This window comes from Paenibacillus sp. NN59, assembly GCF_057597225.1.
Map to the genome: position 1 here is coordinate 4,334,837 of NZ_CP199678.1, position 19,166 is coordinate 4,354,002.

Here is a 19,166-nt window from a genome sequence, read left to right on the forward strand (position 1 = left end):
CCCAAACCTTCCTCTTCAAACCTGTTGCAGTATATTGTAGCAGAATTGAAAGAAAACCGATACGAAAGGCCTTCGGAAAGCTTGCACGGGAAGGGGAAACATACTATCATGAACTAGAGAAACACACGAGAATTATACTCGGAAGCTTATGAGGAGGATCAAACGCTTATGATTTTTGAGAATACAGGCTTGGATGGCTTGAAAAGCGACTTGGCATACCTGGATGAGAGCGCCGAGAAAGTCGGATTCGTCCGGTGGCAATGGGAATATTACCGTGCTACATATGACTACAAAATCGAAGATGAACAAACCAACTCAGAATACTTTGTACGCATTAATACGCGCGCGGTAGAAGGCAAACTGGAGAAACCCGATACGGTTCTGGCCGTTGAAGCCGTTTATCTGGGCAAAGCTACTTTCCCGCATGGACTTGATTACGACTCTTCCGTTCCGCAGCCAGTCGTGAAGCTGGCCACCCAAAAATTGCAGCAGCTCAAAGAACTGCTCGAAGCTTAGGCGGGCCAGATTATGAAACAACAAACGGCCCAGACGAGAACGAAGAGAGGCACGCCGGATTTTCAACTGCTAATCCTCACTTTATTGTTGGTGGGCTTTGGACTGGTGATGGTATTCAGCTCCAGTTCCAGCATCGCAATCGCAAGCGAAAGTTTTAACAACGATGCCCTTTACTTCACGAAAAAACAACTTATGTGGGCGATGATCGGTCTGGTTGGCATGTTTTTTGCCATGAATATCCGCTTTAACAAGTACAAAAAGCTCTATGCACCGTTTTTCCTGTTCACCACCGCACTACTCTTAGTTGTCTTGGTATCCGGTGCCGTGTTAAATGGTGCAAGAAGCTGGATTCGCGTGTTTGGATTCAGTTTGCAGCCTGCAGAGTTCGCCAAAATTGCAATTATTTTATATTTGTCAGCACTCATCACCAAAAAAGGTGAACGTTTCCGTGATTTCAAGACCGGATATTTCCCTGTCCTGTTCATCGTCGGATTTATTGCAGGATTGATTATGTTGCAACCTGACTTTGGTACCTGTTTCATTCTGGTATCTACCTGCGGTCTTGTCATTTACGCTGGTGGAGCTAACATGAAGCACATCCTGGGTTCTATTTTATTAGTTGCGCTTGGTGGTGCACTTGCCTTTGGAGCCAGTGCCCTCTTTTCCTCCATGTCTCCGGACACTCCTGCGCTGGACAGCACAACAACAGTGACAGCAGAGCAAAACTACAAAATTGGACGTATTCAAGCCTTCCTTAATCCAGAGTCTGATATCAATGGCGGAAGTCTCAACCTCTACCGTTCTCTGGTTGCCATCGGGGACGGCGGTATTACAGGTTCGGGTATTGGACAAGGCACCATGAAGTTGCATTATTTGCCAAATGCCTATAATGACTTTATTTTTTCCGTCATCGGAGAAGAGCTCGGTTTCATCGGGAGTGCATTGTTCCTGCTCATTTATCTGTACTTTATCTGGAGAGGCATTATCGTCTCCCTACGTTGTCCTGATCCTTTCGGAACGCTGGTGGGTATAGGTATCATGGGGCTTATTGCGATCCAGGCCTTCATCAACATTGGCGGGGTAACTCAAACGATACCTGTAACGGGAGTTACACTTCCGTTTATCAGTTATGGGGGGACTTCACTCTTTGTCATGATGGTGGCGATGGGTATTGTGCTAAGTATTTCACGGACCAATAACCTAGAAGCAATTAAGGAACAAAAAACGAAATCGGTAACGGTGCAGACACGCACCTCCCCGGCACTTCGTTCACGGGATTCGATTCGCCGAGTTCGCTAACGGAATGAAAAAAGACTTTGCATCTGATGGATGCAAAGTCTTTTTTGTGTTTTTTTGTATAAAGATAAGGAACAAAACATAGATTTGTTCATACCTTACGTGGAGTCTAAAGATTTACAGGTCGTCGCCTTTGAAAGAGACACCTTCAACCTTCACATTCACTTCGACTACACGTAGTCCGGTCATCGTTTCTACCGCTTCTCTTACATTCTGCTGGAGCATACGGGAAACTTCATGAATCGGAGTTTCATACAGGACGATGATACGCAGATCAATGGCTGCTTCCAGCTGACCGACTTCCACGCCTACGCCTTTCTGTACGTTTTTACCACTGAGACGCTTCGCCCAGCCCTCTGACAAACCTCCAGACATTGCGGCGATTCCAGGCGTTTCCATTGCAGCCATTCCAGCAATTTTCGCAACCACGTCATCGGCAATCCGGATGTTTCCGCTCTCCATTTGAAGTTGTTCTGCCATGCCACATCCTCCTTCACTTCGTTACTCGTATTTTAAATCCTTTCCACCCTAAAAAGCAAATTTAACTGTAAAAGATGCGTTTACAACCTGCCCCCCTTTGGTTATATTGAAATATGAAATTAATCGCATAGTTACATAACGTGAATTTCAAAACAAAATATGTATATAACCGAGGTGTTTTTTGTGAGAAACCGGATTTCATCCTTTTTGCTGATTGCATTTTTTGCGCTCAGTGCCATCGCCCACTTCTTGAAATGGGATTCGATTCTGCAGTTCGTGATATCTGCCATTTCGGTTATTTTCGTGGCCGGTTTTTTAGGTAAAGCGACCGAAAGTGTAGCCCACTATGCCGGTCAACGATTAGGAGGATTCCTAAATGCAACCTTTGGCAATGCAGCCGAACTCATTATTGCGATTTTCCTCGTAAAAGAGGGCTTGTTCGACATGGTCAAAGCCAGTCTGACCGGGTCCATTATCGGTAACCTGCTACTCGTGCTGGGACTCAGCATTTTTGCCGGCGGACTAAAGTATAAAACACAGAATTACAACGTTTCGCTTGCGGGCCTCAACGGCTCCCTGATGATCGTTGCCATCATTGCCCTGTTCGTCCCGGCCGTATTCCTGAACACCCACTCTATCACACAGCGGGATACGAACACACTCAGTCTCATTGTGGCTGGCTTGCTTATCCTGGCTTATATTGCGTGGCTTATCTTCTCTATGGTCACGCATAAAAGCTATCTTGCCGATGTAACGGATGACCAGGACGAAGAATTGCCTCATGAGCATGCTCCTGCATGGTCGAAGAAAAAGTCGATCCTCTATCTCGTGATCGCTACCGTTATGGTCGCCTTTGTCAGTGAATGGCTGGTTGGCACACTTGAGGTATTTACTTCAGAGTTTGGACTAAGTGAGCTGTTCGTTGGTGCGTTCCTCGTGGCCATTATCGGTAATGCAGCCGAACACAGTGCGGCCATCATGCTTGCGATGAAAAATAAAATCGGTGCCGCTGTTGAAATTGCCGTAGGCAGCAGTTTGCAAATCGCACTATTTGTAGCTCCAGTGCTGATCTTTGTAAGCTATTTTACGGGTCGTACGATGGATATCGTGTTTACCACCATTGAACTGGTCGCCATCGGTGTGTCTGTTTTTATTGCCAAATCGATCACACAGGATGGCTCCACCAACTGGTATGAAGGTCTGCTTCTGCTTGTTGTGTATGTCATTCTAGGTGTCTCATTCTTCCTGGTATAACAGAACTGTTGATTAACGTTATACCACTCCTGCGTACATCAAGAGACAGCCGAGGGACTACTTCCCCGGCTGTCTTTTTACGCCTACTGCAACACTAGACATATACATCAACACATACAAAAAAAGCATGCAACGGAATGTGCATGCCTTCTATTCTGACCCGCGCAATTGCAGGCTATTGCTCATTCTTTTTGTTCAAAGCTTCATATAAAATCGCCAAGTTCCGCTCAAGCGCGCTAACCATCTGCTTACCTGTACCTTCCGGAAGGAGCCCTGCACGGACAGCAAAATCAACTTCCTTGGAGAACCCATACATCTGTGTATCCAATACTTCCTCATAGAGAGGGCAGTAGCGGGTAGCCAGATTCTCCATCTGTACTTCAATAAGCTTCTGTATTTTATCTGCATCTTCTTGAAGAAGATTGATTGCTTTCAGGTTCAGCTGGTCCTGCAGATCAGATGAAGTCATGCATCATTTCCCCCCTATGTCCCAAAATCGCGTAAAGACGTTCTACCTCTAATATTAGACGAAATGAAGAGCTAATACAAGAACCTGACCAAAATAACCGCACGAGTTGTGAGCTCTGTTACAGCCTTTTCTCGCTTTGTCTAATTCACTCTAACGGACATTGTGTTCTGCTATGATTAAAAACACCCCTGCCCGAAGGCAGAGGTGTTCTTAATGATGTTATTCAGATGCGATGTTTACATTCAGCCCATGCTTTGCAAATACTTCAGACATTGCTGCCTTCGCTTCATCTGCATCCGGGCCATGAACGTGCAGTTCATAACTGTGCGTGCTAATCAGCGTTGTAAACAACCCAAGAATACTTTTTACGTCAATATACTTGTTCTCTGAATGAAGCACGATTGAAGAAGTAAACTTGCCTGCTGTTTGAGCAATTTCCACTACAGCCGCGTTATTACTCGACATAGGAATCCCTCCGTCTTTTCACTTTTGGTATCATCTATTAATTACCACTACATGATACCGTGAATCCGCTTTCCTAGCAACTGCAAAATACAGTTCCTATTTCAACTGGTCCGGATTCAAACATTCCAGCTCAGGAATGGCAAAGATGCCATCTTTACGAATCAGCACATCATCGAAATAGATTTCGCCACCGCCGTAGTCTGGACGCTGAATCAATACGAGATCCCAGTGAATGGACGAGCGGTTTCCGTTATCTGTTTCTTCATATGCCTGACCTGGCGTAAAGTGCAGGCTACCTGCAATTTTTTCATCAAACAAAATATCTTTCATCGGGTGCAAAATGTGCGGGTTGAAACCAATCGCAAACTCACCGATATGACGCGCACCTTCATCTGAGTCCAGAATTTCATTCAGGCGTTTCGTATCATTGCTGGATGCTTCTACGATTTTACCGTCTTTGAATGTAAACTTGATATTCTCAAACGTAATTCCGTTATACAGCGTCGGTGTATTATAACTAATTGTTCCATTAACGGAGTTGCGTACGGGTGCGCTGTATACTTCACCATCCGGAATATTTTTTTGTCCGGAACACTTCTCTGCACCGATATCTTTGATGGAGAAGCTCAGATCCGTGCCTGGCCCCGTAATCCGCACTTTATCTGTACGTTTCATGAGGCTTGCAAGTGAGTCTTGGGCTTTGTCCATTTTTGCATAATCCAGGTTACATACGTCAAAATAGAAATCTTCAAATGCTTCCGTGCTGGTGTTCGCGAGTTGCGCCATGCTTGCGTTAGGGTAACGAAGCACCACCCATTTTGTATGTTTGACACGCTGTTCGCTATGTACCGGATGGGAATACAGGGAGTTGTACAGTTTCATTTTTTCTTCCGGCACATCGGACAGATCATTCACGTTCTCTCCCGCACGAATACCGATATAACAATCCATTTGTTTCATACGGTTCAAATCAATCTCTGCCCACGTTTTCATCATCTCTTCCGTAGCATTTTGCAACATCACACGCTGAACGGTTCGATCTGTCAACTGTACAAAAACGTTACCGCCTTTTTTGCCCACTTCTTCAATAATGGCATTGATCAAATCACGTTCTGATCCAATCATCTCAACCAATACATTTTCGCCAGGCTGTACATCAACAGAATAACCTACGAGGTTCGCTGCAAGCTTCTGAATTCTAGGGTCCTTCATTCGATAAATCCTCCTGTCATCTGCCATTCAATGAATTGAACAACGGTAAATTACGTTACTATTGTAGCACGCACCAGACATCCCGTCAGCAGGCAGTCACAGGTTTTATTTATTGATATGATTTAAAGTTCACATCGGTTACCAGTGCTTCTACATTGCTTCGGCTACTGTTATCCGTGTATTTCACCTGACTCTCAGAGGAAAGGCGCATTGGTAAGCTGGTTTTGCGATCAACCGTCAGATGATAGACCGTATGCACCTCAGCCTTTTGAATCAACTTCTGCATCGTGTCCTCACCCTGCTGCCATACCTTTTGCAATTCCTGCTCAAGTTTCTGCTTACTCGCACCTTTCACTTGACTCGCTTTGTGCATGTACTCTGCCCGAATGGAATTCATCTCATCTGTCAGTTGGTCTGTAGCCCAGGTTTTGGCGTCCTCTGGCGCAAGCTCAATCCGCAATATGCGTGTTTGGCGCCCCGAACCATATTCGGACTGAATCGTTTTCTTCATACTATCGATCTTTTCTAATTGCGCAATGGGGTTAAAACGGGATAAGGAGCCACGTAATGGTTCATGCTGCGCTGTTAAAGCATTCCATTGTCCTTTTTTACGTTGAAAAGAGGCACTGAATCCGCTCGGTTGACCATTATTTTTCACCGCATTCAAACTTACTCCTGAATCCGCTGCAGTCACGGCACCTGGCAATCGGGTCTGCAACGTCAGCCGGTCATGGTCTTCCAGCTTACCTTCAAATTTAAATTGATTTTCAAACATTCCACTGTTTTCTCGTCTCAATCCAGCCTGCCCTTCAAACGTCAACGTCTCTTTCCCCGCTATGCCGGATAATGCCAGAGAAAATATTTCTTCCGGCGTCCGATCATGCTGGAGCATCCCACACCCCGGGACAATGGCCAGCACAAAGCAAAGGATTAGCGATAAAGAAAACGTAGACTGGCGGTTCAACATGTCTATTCCACCTTTCAGTCATTTTCTCCATAGATTGCCCTCACAATATGTGCTTATACTTCCTTACTATGCGACCAGACGAACCAGATGGACTTTGATCCACATACCGGTTCCATAAAAAACAAAAAAAAGAGAGAAACGACTCCGCAACCGGAATGTTTCTCTCTTATCGTATACCTTCCTGTTCCTCTATGACAATTCGATTCCGGCCACCGTTCTTTGCACTGTACAGCGCCATATCTGCACGGTAAAACAGGGACTCTACACTTACTTTTTCATCCATCCAGTTCCATTCAGCAATGCCACTTGACACCGTGACAGACGGCCTCGTCTCGGCCTCAACTCGGGTACGGATTCGTTCCGCATACACAAGCGCTTGTTGAATTCCGATCTGAGGCATGTAGATAGCCAGTTCTTCACCGCCCCACCTTGCGCAAATATCCTCGGCTCGAACCGAACTTGTAACAATGTCACTGACTTGTTTTAATACTTGATCCCCTGTCTGGTGACCAAAAGTATCATTCACCTGTTTGAACTGATCGATATCAACGACAACCAATGAGCCGCAGTAATCATGAACCTGACGTTCGTGAATAATATTATCCAGGTAATGCCTTACGTACAGTCCGGTCAACATGTCCAGATTGGCCAACCGGCGCACCTCAGCATGCAGGGTGGCATTGGTTAAAGCAAGGCCCAGATGAATCGATAACATTTGTAGTAACCTGTAGTTCTCATAGGAGAAAAAATGTTCCCGCACATGGGCAAGCAGAATAGCACTCTTCACCTGTCCATCCACGCGAATTGGTGCTGCAATCAGAGACATCGCGCCTGTTAATTCCATGAAACTGGAAGTTACCTTATCAAACTGCGTATAGTCAGATATGATTAATGGCTCTTCAGTCTGATACATGTAACCGGCAATACCAGAATCCATAGGATACGTTCTCTGCCGAATCTCTTTTACATTGGTCGCCATCACCTCAAACCTGTTCGTACTGTCATTCAATTGCAAAATGCAGCAATAGTCGGCCTGAAAGATATTTTTAAATTCTTGCTCGGAAAACTGATAGATTTCCATCAATTGCAAGCTTTTGTTAAGACGCTGCGTCAGATCATTGATTACACGAAGTTCCTGAATCAACATATGGGATTGCTCATGAAGTTTTGCATTTTCGAACGCTGTCCCTGCTGTATCCGCCATCATCGCAATCAGTTGCAAATCGGAGTCTTCCATCAATTCCTCGTTCATTTCGATATGAAATACTCCGTATATGCCCTGCTTGCCTTTGAGCGGCAACCCCACCTCAATGATTCGTTTGTCCAACTCATCGGACCGGGAGACAATCAGTCTGCCCTCCATAAATGAGCGAACACAGATATCTTCTCCACGCTCCTGAATAAGGAGTGGTTTAATTCGTGGATTAAAGCTTCTCTGGTCCTGAGACATATAGAGCATAATGTGTGTGGAAGGATAGAGGTAGTCCATACTGACAAATACTTCGTCCAATATCGCCCCGACATCCATTTTGTCATGCATACGCTGTACGATCTGAAAAAGAATGGATCTTCGGTGTTCCTCCCGAGCGGTTTGTTCATGTGAGTGCAACAAGTCCGTCATAAATATGTATTCAAATCTTCGGTAAAAGCAGGTGCGGTAATGCAATGCCTCAGATCGAACCACAGCTTCTGACGTTTCGGATCGGTGGGATTCAAAGACCAGCGCAACAAACACAGCAAATATATCTTTATTGATTCTTGAAAACAGAGGCTCGGCAATCAGCAGATACTCCCCATGTTTACTAATTCCGCGTCTAGATAACGTCTGTTCCTTTTCAGCACACTCCAAAACCATCGAACGTACATTGATATCCGAATCGGTAATCTGACCGGAGTCCTCTCCTATGCACTCTCCTTCCGTATTCCAAACACTGTATGCAGCAATTGGCCCACCTGGCACAGAATCTGTCTGGCTTGTCCAATCTTTGAAGGCTTGTCCTAACAAACTGCTTAAATATGAGAAGTCAAAAGGTGTGATATCCATTTTTTGCATCCACAACGCATGGTCATCATGAGATGGAAGCACTGTAAACGATGTGGAATCGCCCGCGCTTCGCAACTTCAGACTGGTAGGTAAACTTCTTAGATGTTCCAACATGTCAGGCGCTCCTTTGCACCGTTTTTGCATCCTGGGGGATGCATTAATCTGCATCAATTATCGCAAATCTGCAAAATATTAGCGAAAACCTTGATACATAAGATTGTTTAAAGTTAAGATACCATCTATTTTACTCTGTTTGAAGCTTTTTTGCACTCATATTTCAGAAAATCGTCCCATTATTTTAGGCCTAATGACCTATCGACAAATTTAGACGTTTTTCTGGCTTTATGTATTGCTTGACTTTACTCCTCTCAGAATGTAGAATAAATTGTTGATGAAGACTACTAATACGGTCTTTAAATTTGGGCATTACCGGTTGTGTCACCCTCATTCTTTTTGTTGCTTTCAGGACAGCGGCTGAACTTTCCTGATCGTTCTATGCGAGGCCAAGCCCGCATCAACAAATTGGAGCGCAAACAGAGCCCTATATGAACTTTAACTAAAAAGGAGCTACTTTAAACATGGCACGTTACACTGGTCCTAAATTTAAATTAAGCCGTCGCCTCGGCATTTCCCTGAGCGGAACAGGCAAAGAATTGAAACGCCCTTTCCCTCCAGGTCAGCACGGAGCTAACCAACGCAGAAAAATGAGCAACTACGGTATGCAGTTGCAAGAAAAACAAAAATTGCGCCACATGTACGGTTTGGGTGAAAAACAATTCCGCACATTGTTCTCCAAAGCGCAAAAAATGCAAGGTATTGCCGGTGAGAACTTCATGTTCTTGCTTGAGTGCCGCCTTGACAACCTCGTTTACCGTCTTGGCTTTGCTAACTCCCGCGCTGGAGCGCGTCAATTGGTAGCACACGGTCACGTAACTGTAAACGGCAAAAAAGTCGATATCGCTTCTTACCAAGTAAGCACTGGCGATGTAATCGGCTTGCGTGAAAGAAGCCGCGGTCTGACTTCCGTTAAGGAAGCTTTGGAAAACCGTTCGCATCTTCCAGCATACGTTGAATACAACGAAGCAGCTGTAGAAGGTAAATTCATCCGCTTGCCTGAGCGTGCTGAATTGTCCCAAGACATCGATGAAAAACAAATCGTCGAGTTCTACAACCGTTAATCGTTGCATCACAACAAAAAAGCAACTGTTCGAGATTTCCTCGGCAGTTGCTTTTTTGTTGTTTTTTTTCACTCCTTCCCCAGACCCTCTTCATTACTAGCCTCTACATAACGATAATATGTTTATCGAAACACGCACAAAATAGAAAGATAACTTAGGGGGCTACACATGTCATTTTTTCGAAATACCAAGCTTGCGGTAAAGCTAGGATTACTGCTCGGATTAGTGCTCCTCTGCTCGATCGGCGCATTAATTGCCTTTAACACCAAAGCCATATACGACAAAAGCATACAATATGGTGAAGCTGTAGCCGAACACTCAGCAAGTGCAGCTACTAGCGAATTCATGACTTACATCAACCAGGTAAAAAATACGCTCGACAGTTTGAGTACAACCCTGCTGGACGCTTCAAAAAATGGGACGCTGAGCCGTCAAGATATCGTAAGGCTTTTGGAAGAATACTTGAAAAAGGACGAAAAGGTTTTTGGTTTTTATACCGGATGGGAGCCCAATGCCTTTGACGGCAAAGATGCAGAACATGTGAATAAGGATAAATACGATGATGAAACAGGCCGTTTTATCCCTTACGTTATCCGGGATGGAAGCTCCTTGCATTTTGAACCGCTCACTACTTATGAGGGAAACAGTGAAACCAGTAAATACTATCAACAGCCGAAGGCGACCAAAACCATCTATTGGTCCGAGCCCACTACGTACAAAGTTGCTGGTAAAGAGACCTTGCTCGTATCCATCGTTCTGCCTTTACTTGATGAGAACAATACCTTTCTTGGCATCGTTGGGGCCGATTTTACGATTGAAGGTTTCCAGCAAAATATTGCATCTCTGAATCCAGACCAAGGCTATGCCATGCTGATTACAAGTGAAGGGCACATTGCTGCGCACGGCTCAAGACCGGAACTGACCAAAGAGAATGCCGAGCTCTCTTCCAGTACCCAAGCACTTATTCAGCGGATCCAGTCGAATGATACAGGGTTCTACACTGCGGTTGACAATGGCAAACCAGAATTATTTATTGCCGAACCTGCCAAGCTTCAAGGCTCCGATTCTAGCTGGCATCTAGTATCTGCATTACCCAAAAGCGTGATACTCCAGCCTTTTTACGATAGCTTGAAATGGTCTGTACTCATCGCTATATTGGCGGTACTTCTACTGGCAAGTGTGGTCGCGTACACCATCATATCCATAGTAAAGCAATTGAACCGTGTAAATGTTGTCGCAGGACAACTCGCGCATGGTGATCTGACACAAAAGTTGCCTGTTAAATCGAAGGATGAATTTGGAGTCATGGCCATTCACATGAATAACATGATGAATACATTACGCCATACGATCTCTGTTATATCTGAACATGCCTTATCGGTCGGTTCAACTTCGCAACAATTAACCGCCGGGGCAGAGGATACAAGCAAAGCCGCCGAACAGATGGCACTTACCGGAATGGAAGTTGCAAACAAAGCGGAGAAGCAAGTTCAGGAGTTACTTCATTCCTCCCGCTCGATGAACGAAATATCCACGGGCATCGGAAGAATAGCTGAGGCTGCTGCCGAAGTAAGTAGTACATCAAAATCAGTGACGGAACGAACTTCATACGGAACAGACAAAATGCAGGCAGCTATCCATATGGTGGAGAGTGCAAACACTTCTGTCCAATCCTCCATGACTGCACTGGAGCAATTTAAAAAGCGCTCGGAAGAGATTGGTCATATAACGGGTATGATTACCGAAGTAAGCCGACAAACGAATCTTCTCGCCCTCAACGCTTCTATTGAAGCTTCGCGAGCGGGGGAACACGGACGTGGCTTTGGCGTTGTAGCTGCAGAGATTCGCAATTTAGCCGAGCAATCCAGACAATCGGCTGCTGACATTGCCGCGTTGATCCAATCCGTTCAACAAGAGATTTCGGCTATCGTTGAAAATATGGAAAAAGGAAGCACCGAGGTGACTCACATTGCCGATGTAATGAACGAGAGTGGTGAGCTATTCTCATCCATCTCATCACAGATCGCCGACGTGAATCAACAAATTGCACAAGTCTCCACCATTGCCAAACAGATGTCAGATGAGTCCCGACAGGTCGATTCATCACTTGAGCAACTTAAAACGATTGGTCTTGAAACAGCAGCGCACGCAAGCCAGGTTGCCTCAGCTTCGGAGAAACAGCTTGCATCTATGGAGGAAATCACTGCTGCATCCGCTTCTTTGGCACACCTCACACAAGAACTGTTGGAACTTATCCAGCGTTTCAGAACCTAATGAGCATAAGATACTATATTTTTCTTCAAACACTCTTTTCTATATAGACTTCAAGGCTGGCCTGCTTACATGCAGTTCCAGCCTTTTTCCTTACTTTTGCAACTCATGAAATGCTGTTCGATATCACATGCTATATATCATAATCCATTCCAGATTGGCAAATTTCGACCATTACTTGTATTTCTCAGGCATGCAAACGGGTCTTTTTATGCTATAATTAGTGCTGTTAAAAGGAGGAAGACACTGAATGGTTGATGTTACTAAGAAAAAGCCTGAAGATCCGCCTGTACGCAAGCGTAGCTTTGCACGCAAACTAGGTAGCTTCGTTATGTGGATGGTTGTCCTTGGATTTATGGGCATACTATTCGTTGGCGGTGCTTTAATGGGTTACGTCAGTTCGATCGTCAAAGACGAACCTGTCCGGTCAAGGGCCCTGATTGAACAAAAAGTCAGCGAAAACTCCATCACAGGCTTTGCTTACTTTTCTGACGGCAGTCCGATTGGTCAACTTCGCACGGAAGAAGACAGACGTCCGGTCACCTTTGACCAGATCCCCAAAAAAGTTATTGATGCCGTGATCTCGATTGAAGACAATCATTTTTACGAACATAAAGGTGTAGACATGAGCGGAACACTGCGTGCCGTGAAACAAAAAGTGCTGAAAGAATCAGTACAAACGGGTGGCAGTACGCTTACGCAGCAATTGGCTAGACGTGTATTTCTGAATTTGGACCGTACGGAAGATCGTAAAGTAAAGGAAATTTTGCTTTCCCTTCGACTGGAACGTTTTCTGACCAAAGACGAGATTATGACCGCTTACCTGAACAAGGTGCCTTTCGGCAATGGTTCCAGTGGATACAACGTTTACGGAATCAAAGCAGCCGCCAAGGGATTGTTTAATATCAATGATCTCGAAAAAATAAATATAGCTCAGGCCGCTTATTTGGTTGGATTACCTCAGTCTCCCTCTTCCTACTCCGCCTTTAACGGTAAAGGCGATTTTGTAGAGGATAAATTTGATCGCGCCATCAATCGTCAAAAACTGGTTCTGCGCCGCATGCTGGAACTTGGCAAAATCACGCAATCGGAATACAACAATGCACTTGCCTTTGATATCAAAAGCTCGCTTGCTCCGAAAACCATTAAAGCCTATAACACTTATCCATACCTTATGATGGAAACGGAACGTCAAGCAGCACAGATTATCATGCAGCAGCTGAATGCCGACAAAACTAAGGCAACAGGCAAAAGTACCGACGCCGAGGCATCGCAAAAGGAAAACAGTGCCCTTCTGGAAGAGGCTCAGTCACAGCTTCGCACAGGCGGATATCGCATCTATACAACAATTAACAAGAACATCTACAAAACGATGCGTACGATTGCCGAGGATAACAGCAACTTCTCAGCAGATGATCCTGTTAAGGGAAAAGAGCAGACTGCAGCGATGCTGATCAATCATAAAACAGGAGCAATCCTCGGTATGATTGAAGGCCGAAGCTTCCAGGATGAACAGATGAACTATGCGACTCAAATGATTCGTCAGCCCGGTTCTACGATGAAACCTATTGCGGCTTATCTGCCAGCTCTGGAGGAAGGTCTTATTCAACCGGCCTCCGTCATTGACGATGCGCCAATTATCTTGAAAGACGGCCCTAGCGGATACCATATCGCCAAGAATGCGAACAACCGTTACCAAGGTTTGGTAACCGCTCGTAGAGCATTGAACTACTCATTGAACATTCCGGCTCTGAAGCTTTTTAATGAGGAAGTTGGCATCGATAAAGCCTGGACTTTTGCGAAAAAGCTTGGCATTACAACGATCCAGAAGCAGGATTACCAGGCCCAGACCGGTGTTCTCGGCGGACTTCAATATGGTGTAACTGTGGAAGAACTAACAAATGCCTACGGTGCAATTGCTAACAAAGGGGTCTACAACGATTCTTATATGATCAGCAAAATTGTGGATTCCAAAGGCAATATTGTATACAAACACGAAAGCGAGCCTGTACAGGCATTTTCGGAACAGACGGCCTATCTTATGACGGACATGTTACGTACCGTTATAACAGAAGGTACAGCCGATAAAGTACGGGAAAACTACAAGTACAGATCAAGTGTGCCTATTGTCGGTAAAACAGGTTCAACCCAGAACTACGCCGATGTCTGGTTTGAGGGATATACACCAGATGTTACGCTCGGTGTGTGGGTTGGTTATAAACAGCCGATTAATACACTCGAAAACAAATCACAACGCAAACGTGCTCAGCAGCTTTGGGCCAAAATTATGAATGAAGTCGTCGAAACACAGAAGGATCTGTTTGTTACTAATTCATTCAAAAAACCTTCTGGTATTGAAACCAGAACGGTCTCAGCATACAGTGGCAAGCTACCAACATCCCTGACCGATAAATTTGTTACTGACATTTTCAATAGCAAATTTATTCCGAAGGACCGTGATGATGCTGTCGCTAAAGCGAAATATATTACCTACAACGGTGTAAATTACATTCCACGTGATGAAACACCTGCGGATATGTTGAAGGAAAAAACGGTTGTCAAGCGTAAGAAACCGATCTCCGATCTCATCAAAGAATTGCAAAATGCATTTAAACGGATGAGTCGTCATGAGTCGCTTGCATATTATCTGCCTGAGGATGCCGGTGCTGATCTGCCAACTGAGGTTGATCCACGCAAGGATAACGGCAAAGCTCCAGATGCACCTGGCAATGTCCGCATCTCCATCTCGGGAGAACGGGCATCCATCACATTCAATGCTACACCTGAAAGTGATGTTGTTGGGTATCGCCTCTATCGTTCAGTCGGTGGTGCCGGATTCCAGAATCAAGGCCAGGTTGTACTGACAGGCGAGTCCAGATCATTCTCAGCTTACGCAACAGCTAGTGGCAACTTCGCATTCTATGTTACTGCCGTAGACGTTGCTGGCAAGGAATCTGCTCCAAGTGCGACGGTGAGCAGTGCAGGCGCTGGTGCGCCTGATACAGAAGTCAAAGAGCCTATTGAGGTACCTGGTACGGTGGTAACCCCTGGAGAAACAGTCAGTAACAACAATGCACCAACGGCGGCTCCAAGCACACCAGGCCAAGTGAGCGTATCAGCGCTCTCCCAAGGACTTCGTATTCAGTGGGCACCGAACTCGGAAACGGACGGCGTGCAGAGCTACGCTGTCTTCTATAGCGAGACAGGTTCAGAACCCTTCACCAAAATTGGCACCACTTCAGGTACCAGTATGGTTTATGGTGTACCTTCATCAACGGGGGGCTGGTTCAAAGTATCTGCCAGCAACAGTGTAGGAGAGTCCGCATCCTCGGAAGCGATACACTATCAGCCTTAATACGGGTGACAAACCCGTTGACAAACCAATATCGTAAACGAATGAAAAAGCCGCATGTCCAGTGTGAATACACTGACATGCGGCTTTTTTTATGTTCATGTCCTTTTTGACTCTACATGATACTCAGTCCTCAATGGTGGATAAGTCACCTGTTGGCAGATCAAGTTCCCATGCCTTCAACACACGGCGCATAATCTTGCCTGAACGAGTCTTCGGCAGTCTTTCTTTGAATTCGATCTCACGCGGTGCAGCGTGAGCGGACAGGCCCTCTTTTACAAACCGATAGATTTCTTCCTTCAGTTCCGGCGTCGCCTCATACCCCTCACGAAGCGCGACAAACGCTTTAATGATCTCTCCGCGTGTCACATCCGGTTTACCGATCACGCCAGCCTCAGCAACCGCTGGGTGCTCTACCAGTTTACTTTCCACTTCAAATGGTCCAATGCGCTCACCTGAAGAGTTGATGACATCGTCGATGCGTCCCTGGAACCAGAAGTATCCGTCTTCGTCCATGTACGCTGAATCCCCGGATACATACCAGCCTGTCAGTCTGAAGTACTCCTCATACTTCGCTGGATTATTCCAGATTTTTGCCATCATCGACGGCCAAGGTGTGCGGATCGCCAGATTCCCCATACTGTATGGAGGGAGCTCTTGTCCACGATCATCGATAATAGCTGCTTCAACACCCGGTAAAGGACGTCCCATGGAACCTGGTTTAATCGGCATACCCGGGTAGTTACAGATTAACTGTGCTCCCGTCTCGGTCATCCACCATGTATCATGAATTCGTTGACCGTACGCTTTCCAGCCCCAACGTACGACCTCCGGATTCAGCGGTTCCCCTACCGACATGACATGACGCAAGCTACTTAAATCATGTTGGGCAATCGTCTCGTCCCCTGCGCCCATAAGCATACGGAACGCCGTAGGGGCACTGTACCATACACTTACTTTGTTTTTCTCGATTGTGCTATACCAGTCCTGCGGACTAAAACGTCCCCCACGAATCACATTTGTTACCCCGTTAAGCCAAGGGGCGAAAATGCCATACGACGTGCCTGTTACCCAACCTGGATCGGCAGTGCACCAATATATATCATCTTCTCGCAGGTCAAGTACAACTTTACCCGTATAATAATGCTGAATCATCGCATTCTGAACATGGTACACACCCTTCGGTTTCCCTGTTGAACCCGAGGTGTAATGAATCAACAGTCCATCCTCGCGCGTCAGCCATTCTACTTCCATATCATCTGAAGCCGCAGACATCTCTGCATCAAAATCAATAAGACCTTCCTCAGACTGCGGGCCACCGCCGACAATAAAAATATGTTTCAGCTCTGGTAATTCGGAGCGTTTGATCCGTCCCAGAAGCTCAGGCGTGGTCACGAGCGCAACAGCACCACTGTCCTCCAACCGATCCTTCACCGCCGTTTCCATAAAGGCCTCGAATAAAGGACCCGCTACAGCGCCCACTTTCAAAATTCCCAGCAAACTGAAATACAGCTCAGGACTTCGTGGCATGAAAATAAAAACACGATCTCCTTTAGCTACGCCATATTTACGCAACACATTACCAAAACGACTCGACTGCTCGCTCAGATCTGCGAAAGTGTAAGCTTCCTCACGAGAAGCATCGCTGTAGAGCAAGGCCGTCTTCCCACCTCTGCCTTCCAGGACATGGCGATCAATCGCCTCATGTGCCATATTCACTTTGCCGCTGGCGTGCCACGTAAAGTGCCTTTCTACCGTTTCCCAATCGAACCGGCTTCTTGCTTCCGTATAATCACCCAGATTCGATTCAGACACCACCGTTTGCAGCATCTCATTATGTGCTTGACTCATGCTTGCCAGCCTCCTTCAACTCGACATTTCGATTCCCTTCAGGGTTCATTCGTATTGCCTTTGTGTTGACTGAACTTCCAGTTAGCGCTTACATTAGTAGAGAGAACTTCTCGTCATGTACTTGCCTGACCCAACCGATGCACTCAAACGGTGTTGAATTGTGAACATTTTTTGTCAACGCAATTATAGCAAATTGGATCAAACATCGTCTACGGCTTTTCATTTTTTTGGTTTTTTGCTATAAGTAGGGGGAGAGAGGGGTATGAACCATGGAGCATATCAAGAAGCATCATATACGTTCCATTTTCAAGTCCAACCACCAAATTACGGTTGAGGGGCCCGTGCCCGCAGAACAGATTATGGAATTGACGTTTCACTCCGATCTGGATGCCTTTCGGCGCCCAACAGAGCAACAAGAAGCCATTGCCGAGATTGCCGCCTTACCCGAAGGGCGAATTATAATTGCCCATGAGAATAATATCATCATCGGATACGTTACTTTTCACTACGCAGATGAGTGTGAACGCTGGTCCGAGGGCAATATGACAGACCTAATCGAGCTTGGAGCCATCGAAGTCGCAGACGAGTATCGCTCTCTTGGTGTAGGCCGTGAAATGCTCCTTACTGCGATGCAAGATACGTATATGGAGAACTATATTATTTTCACGACAGAGTATTACTGGCACTGGGACTTGAAAGGCAGCGGACTATCGGTATGGGATTATCGCAAAATGATGGAGCGGCTTATGCAAAACATTGATATGACCTGGTACGCGACAGATGATCCTGAAATCTGCTCCCATCCTGCGAATTGCCTTATGGTTCGGATCGGCAGTCAAGTACCCATGACCTCGGAGGAACAGTTTGACCGTGTCCGCTTTCGTCATCGGTTTATGTATTAAAGAAAAAGATAAAAGGTACGAATCGCGAATTGAATACATAAAAGAACCGCCTTACAGATCATTCTCCATCGTAAACGGAAAATGCATCTGTGAGGCGGTTTATTGGTGTCTCATTTCGATTTATTCGTGTCTCATTGCGGGTAAGTCACGTTTCTCAAATCACATATGTTCAAGCATGTGCTCAACAATACGATGGGAACGCTGAGAAGACTGCACCGTGAACTCGGCAAAATTCACATGTGCAGAACCGTCTGCCTTGTCAGACATGCTGCGTAGCACAACGAAGGGTACATGGTTCATGTGACATACTTGAGCCACCGCAGCCCCTTCCATCTCTGCACAAGCTCCGTCCATCTCTCTATAGAGCATGTTTACGGTTTCCTTGCTGGCAATAAACTGATCACCCGACAACACCTTGCCAATCCGATATTGAGCGCCCTGCGCCTTGCACGCTTCTTCAGCAAGCGAGATTAACGCAGGCTCTGCCGGGAATGCCGATGTCTCCTGGTACGGTATCACTCCACGTTCGAATCCTAGTGGCGTTACGTCCATGTCGTGCTGCACACACACTGAAGAAATAACCATGTCGCCAATGTTCAATTCGGGATGAACTGCTCCTGCTACACCTGTAAAAATCACTCGATTCACCTGAAAACGATCAATCAGAATCTGCGTAGTTACCGCCGCATTTACTTTCCCTACGCCTGACTTGCATACCACAATCTGCTTGCCAAGCCACTCACCGGCGACATACGTAATCCCTGTCTGCTTCACCGTTTCAAGTTGTTTCATGCCCTGAAGCAGAAGTTCCACTTCCTCATCCATAGCACCCATAATTCCTATCGTTTCACGCACTGTTGTATCCTCCCTGTTCCCGTTCTGTATGTGAGATCATGTCATTACCCAAGC

15 protein-coding genes are annotated in these 19,166 nt (G+C 45.9%); 7 read left to right on the forward strand and 8 right to left on the reverse strand.

Features of this window, described 5'->3' with window-relative positions:
* Positions 1–168: 168 nt before the first annotated feature.
* Both ACT89M_RS19110 and ftsW read left to right on the forward strand, forming a co-directional pair.
* Positions 169–516 (forward strand): YugN family protein, encoded by a 348-nt coding sequence (locus tag ACT89M_RS19110; protein ID WP_090923657.1) that lies wholly within the window; start codon positions 169–171, stop codon positions 514–516.
* Between the two features lie 12 nt (positions 517–528).
* Positions 529–1,815, forward strand: a complete 1,287-nt coding sequence (gene ftsW / locus ACT89M_RS19115) for a putative lipid II flippase FtsW (protein WP_090923658.1) — start codon at positions 529–531, stop codon at positions 1,813–1,815.
* A 114-nt stretch (positions 1,816–1,929) separates the two neighbouring features.
* On the opposite strand, the gene ACT89M_RS19120 is transcribed toward ftsW, so the two are convergent.
* On the reverse strand, positions 1,930–2,292 hold the full coding sequence (locus ACT89M_RS19120; RefSeq protein WP_090923659.1) for an Asp23/Gls24 family envelope stress response protein: 363 nt from the start codon (positions 2,290–2,292) through the stop codon (positions 1,930–1,932).
* Positions 2,293–2,451: 159 nt separating this feature from the next.
* On the opposite strand from ACT89M_RS19120, the gene cax reads away from it, so the two are divergent.
* A complete protein-coding gene (cax, locus tag ACT89M_RS19125) occupies positions 2,452–3,546 on the forward strand; it encodes a calcium/proton exchanger (protein ID WP_260510923.1) in 1,095 nt (364 codons plus the stop codon).
* Positions 3,547–3,721: 175 nt separating this feature from the next.
* Here the strand turns inward: cax and ACT89M_RS19130 are convergent, their stop codons facing one another.
* From ACT89M_RS19130 to ACT89M_RS19150, 5 genes are all read right to left on the reverse strand, one after another.
* Positions 3,722–4,015 (reverse strand): Fpa/YlaN family protein, encoded by a 294-nt coding sequence (locus ACT89M_RS19130; protein ID WP_090923661.1) that lies wholly within the window; start codon positions 4,013–4,015, stop codon positions 3,722–3,724.
* A 219-nt stretch (positions 4,016–4,234) separates the two neighbouring features.
* Complete coding sequence (locus ACT89M_RS19135) at positions 4,235–4,480, reverse strand: HPr family phosphocarrier protein (RefSeq protein ID WP_090923662.1); 246 nt, start codon at positions 4,478–4,480, stop codon at positions 4,235–4,237.
* 96 nt (positions 4,481–4,576) lie between these two features.
* A complete protein-coding gene (locus ACT89M_RS19140) occupies positions 4,577–5,692 on the reverse strand; it encodes an aminopeptidase (RefSeq protein WP_154957720.1) in 1,116 nt (371 codons plus the stop codon).
* A gap of 109 nt (positions 5,693–5,801) precedes the next feature.
* Positions 5,802–6,659: a hypothetical protein gene (locus ACT89M_RS19145; RefSeq protein WP_253492893.1), complete on the reverse strand. Its 858-nt coding sequence runs from the start codon at positions 6,657–6,659 to the stop codon at positions 5,802–5,804.
* Between the two features lie 166 nt (positions 6,660–6,825).
* The gene (locus ACT89M_RS19150) at positions 6,826–8,817 is read right to left on the reverse strand and encodes a sensor domain-containing diguanylate cyclase (protein ID WP_308723166.1); all 1,992 of its coding nucleotides are present in this window, start codon (positions 8,815–8,817) and stop codon (positions 6,826–6,828) included.
* A 464-nt stretch (positions 8,818–9,281) separates the two neighbouring features.
* Between ACT89M_RS19150 and rpsD the strand changes: the two genes are divergently transcribed.
* The 3 genes from rpsD to ACT89M_RS19165 all read left to right on the forward strand — a co-directional run bounded on the left by rpsD (position 9,282) and on the right by ACT89M_RS19165 (position 15,507).
* Entirely contained in the window at positions 9,282–9,881 is a 600-nt protein-coding gene (rpsD, locus tag ACT89M_RS19155; protein WP_154888288.1) for a 30S ribosomal protein S4, read from the forward strand.
* 168 nt (positions 9,882–10,049) lie between these two features.
* Positions 10,050–12,155 carry a methyl-accepting chemotaxis protein gene (locus ACT89M_RS19160; protein WP_308723167.1) on the forward strand — a complete coding sequence of 702 codons (2,106 nt, stop codon included), beginning with the start codon at positions 10,050–10,052 and terminating at the stop codon, positions 12,153–12,155.
* A 247-nt stretch (positions 12,156–12,402) separates the two neighbouring features.
* Positions 12,403–15,507: a transglycosylase domain-containing protein gene (locus ACT89M_RS19165; protein ID WP_308723168.1), complete on the forward strand. Its 3,105-nt coding sequence runs from the start codon at positions 12,403–12,405 to the stop codon at positions 15,505–15,507.
* A 123-nt stretch (positions 15,508–15,630) separates the two neighbouring features.
* Here ACT89M_RS19165 and acsA read toward each other — a convergent pair whose 3' ends face one another.
* Positions 15,631–17,355, reverse strand: coding sequence for an acetate--CoA ligase (gene acsA / locus ACT89M_RS19170; protein ID WP_154888282.1), 1,725 nt, complete (start codon positions 17,353–17,355; stop codon positions 15,631–15,633).
* 269 nt (positions 17,356–17,624) lie between these two features.
* On the opposite strand from acsA, the gene ACT89M_RS19175 reads away from it, so the two are divergent.
* Positions 17,625–18,257 carry a GNAT family N-acetyltransferase gene (locus ACT89M_RS19175; protein WP_487344779.1) on the forward strand — a complete coding sequence of 211 codons (633 nt, stop codon included), beginning with the start codon at positions 17,625–17,627 and terminating at the stop codon, positions 18,255–18,257.
* Positions 18,258–18,416: 159 nt separating this feature from the next.
* Here the strand turns inward: ACT89M_RS19175 and ACT89M_RS19180 are convergent, their stop codons facing one another.
* Entirely contained in the window at positions 18,417–19,091 is a 675-nt protein-coding gene (locus ACT89M_RS19180) for a 5'-methylthioadenosine/adenosylhomocysteine nucleosidase (protein ID WP_154888655.1), read from the reverse strand.
* Positions 19,092–19,166: the final 75 nt, after the last annotated feature.

Bases quoted from the DNA above. Each gene is read 5' to 3' on its own strand.
- ACT89M_RS19165 (WP_308723168.1), top strand. From the start codon at position 12,403: ATGGTTGATGTTACTAAGAAAAAGCCTGAAGATCCGCCTGTACGCAAG.
- rpsD (WP_154888288.1), top strand. From the start codon at position 9,282: ATGGCACGTTACACTGGTCCTAAATTTAAATTAAGCCGTCGCCTCGGC.
- ACT89M_RS19150 (WP_308723166.1), bottom strand. From the start codon at position 8,817: ATGTTGGAACATCTAAGAAGTTTACCTACCAGTCTGAAGTTGCGAAGC.
- ACT89M_RS19140 (WP_154957720.1), bottom strand. From the start codon at position 5,692: ATGAAGGACCCTAGAATTCAGAAGCTTGCAGCGAACCTCGTAGGTTAT.
- ACT89M_RS19180 (WP_154888655.1), bottom strand. From the start codon at position 19,091: ATGGGTGCTATGGATGAGGAAGTGGAACTTCTGCTTCAGGGCATGAAA.
- cax (WP_260510923.1), top strand. From the start codon at position 2,452: ATGTATATAACCGAGGTGTTTTTTGTGAGAAACCGGATTTCATCCTTT.
- ACT89M_RS19130 (WP_090923661.1), bottom strand. From the start codon at position 4,015: ATGACTTCATCTGATCTGCAGGACCAGCTGAACCTGAAAGCAATCAAT.
- ACT89M_RS19110 (WP_090923657.1), top strand. From the start codon at position 169: ATGATTTTTGAGAATACAGGCTTGGATGGCTTGAAAAGCGACTTGGCA.
- ACT89M_RS19160 (WP_308723167.1), top strand. From the start codon at position 10,050: ATGTCATTTTTTCGAAATACCAAGCTTGCGGTAAAGCTAGGATTACTG.
- ACT89M_RS19145 (WP_253492893.1), bottom strand. From the start codon at position 6,659: ATGTTGAACCGCCAGTCTACGTTTTCTTTATCGCTAATCCTTTGCTTT.
- acsA (WP_154888282.1), bottom strand. From the start codon at position 17,355: ATGAGTCAAGCACATAATGAGATGCTGCAAACGGTGGTGTCTGAATCG.
- ACT89M_RS19135 (WP_090923662.1), bottom strand. From the start codon at position 4,480: ATGTCGAGTAATAACGCGGCTGTAGTGGAAATTGCTCAAACAGCAGGC.
- ACT89M_RS19175 (WP_487344779.1), top strand. From the start codon at position 17,625: ATGGAGCATATCAAGAAGCATCATATACGTTCCATTTTCAAGTCCAAC.
- ACT89M_RS19120 (WP_090923659.1), bottom strand. From the start codon at position 2,292: ATGGCAGAACAACTTCAAATGGAGAGCGGAAACATCCGGATTGCCGAT.
- ftsW (WP_090923658.1), top strand. From the start codon at position 529: ATGAAACAACAAACGGCCCAGACGAGAACGAAGAGAGGCACGCCGGAT.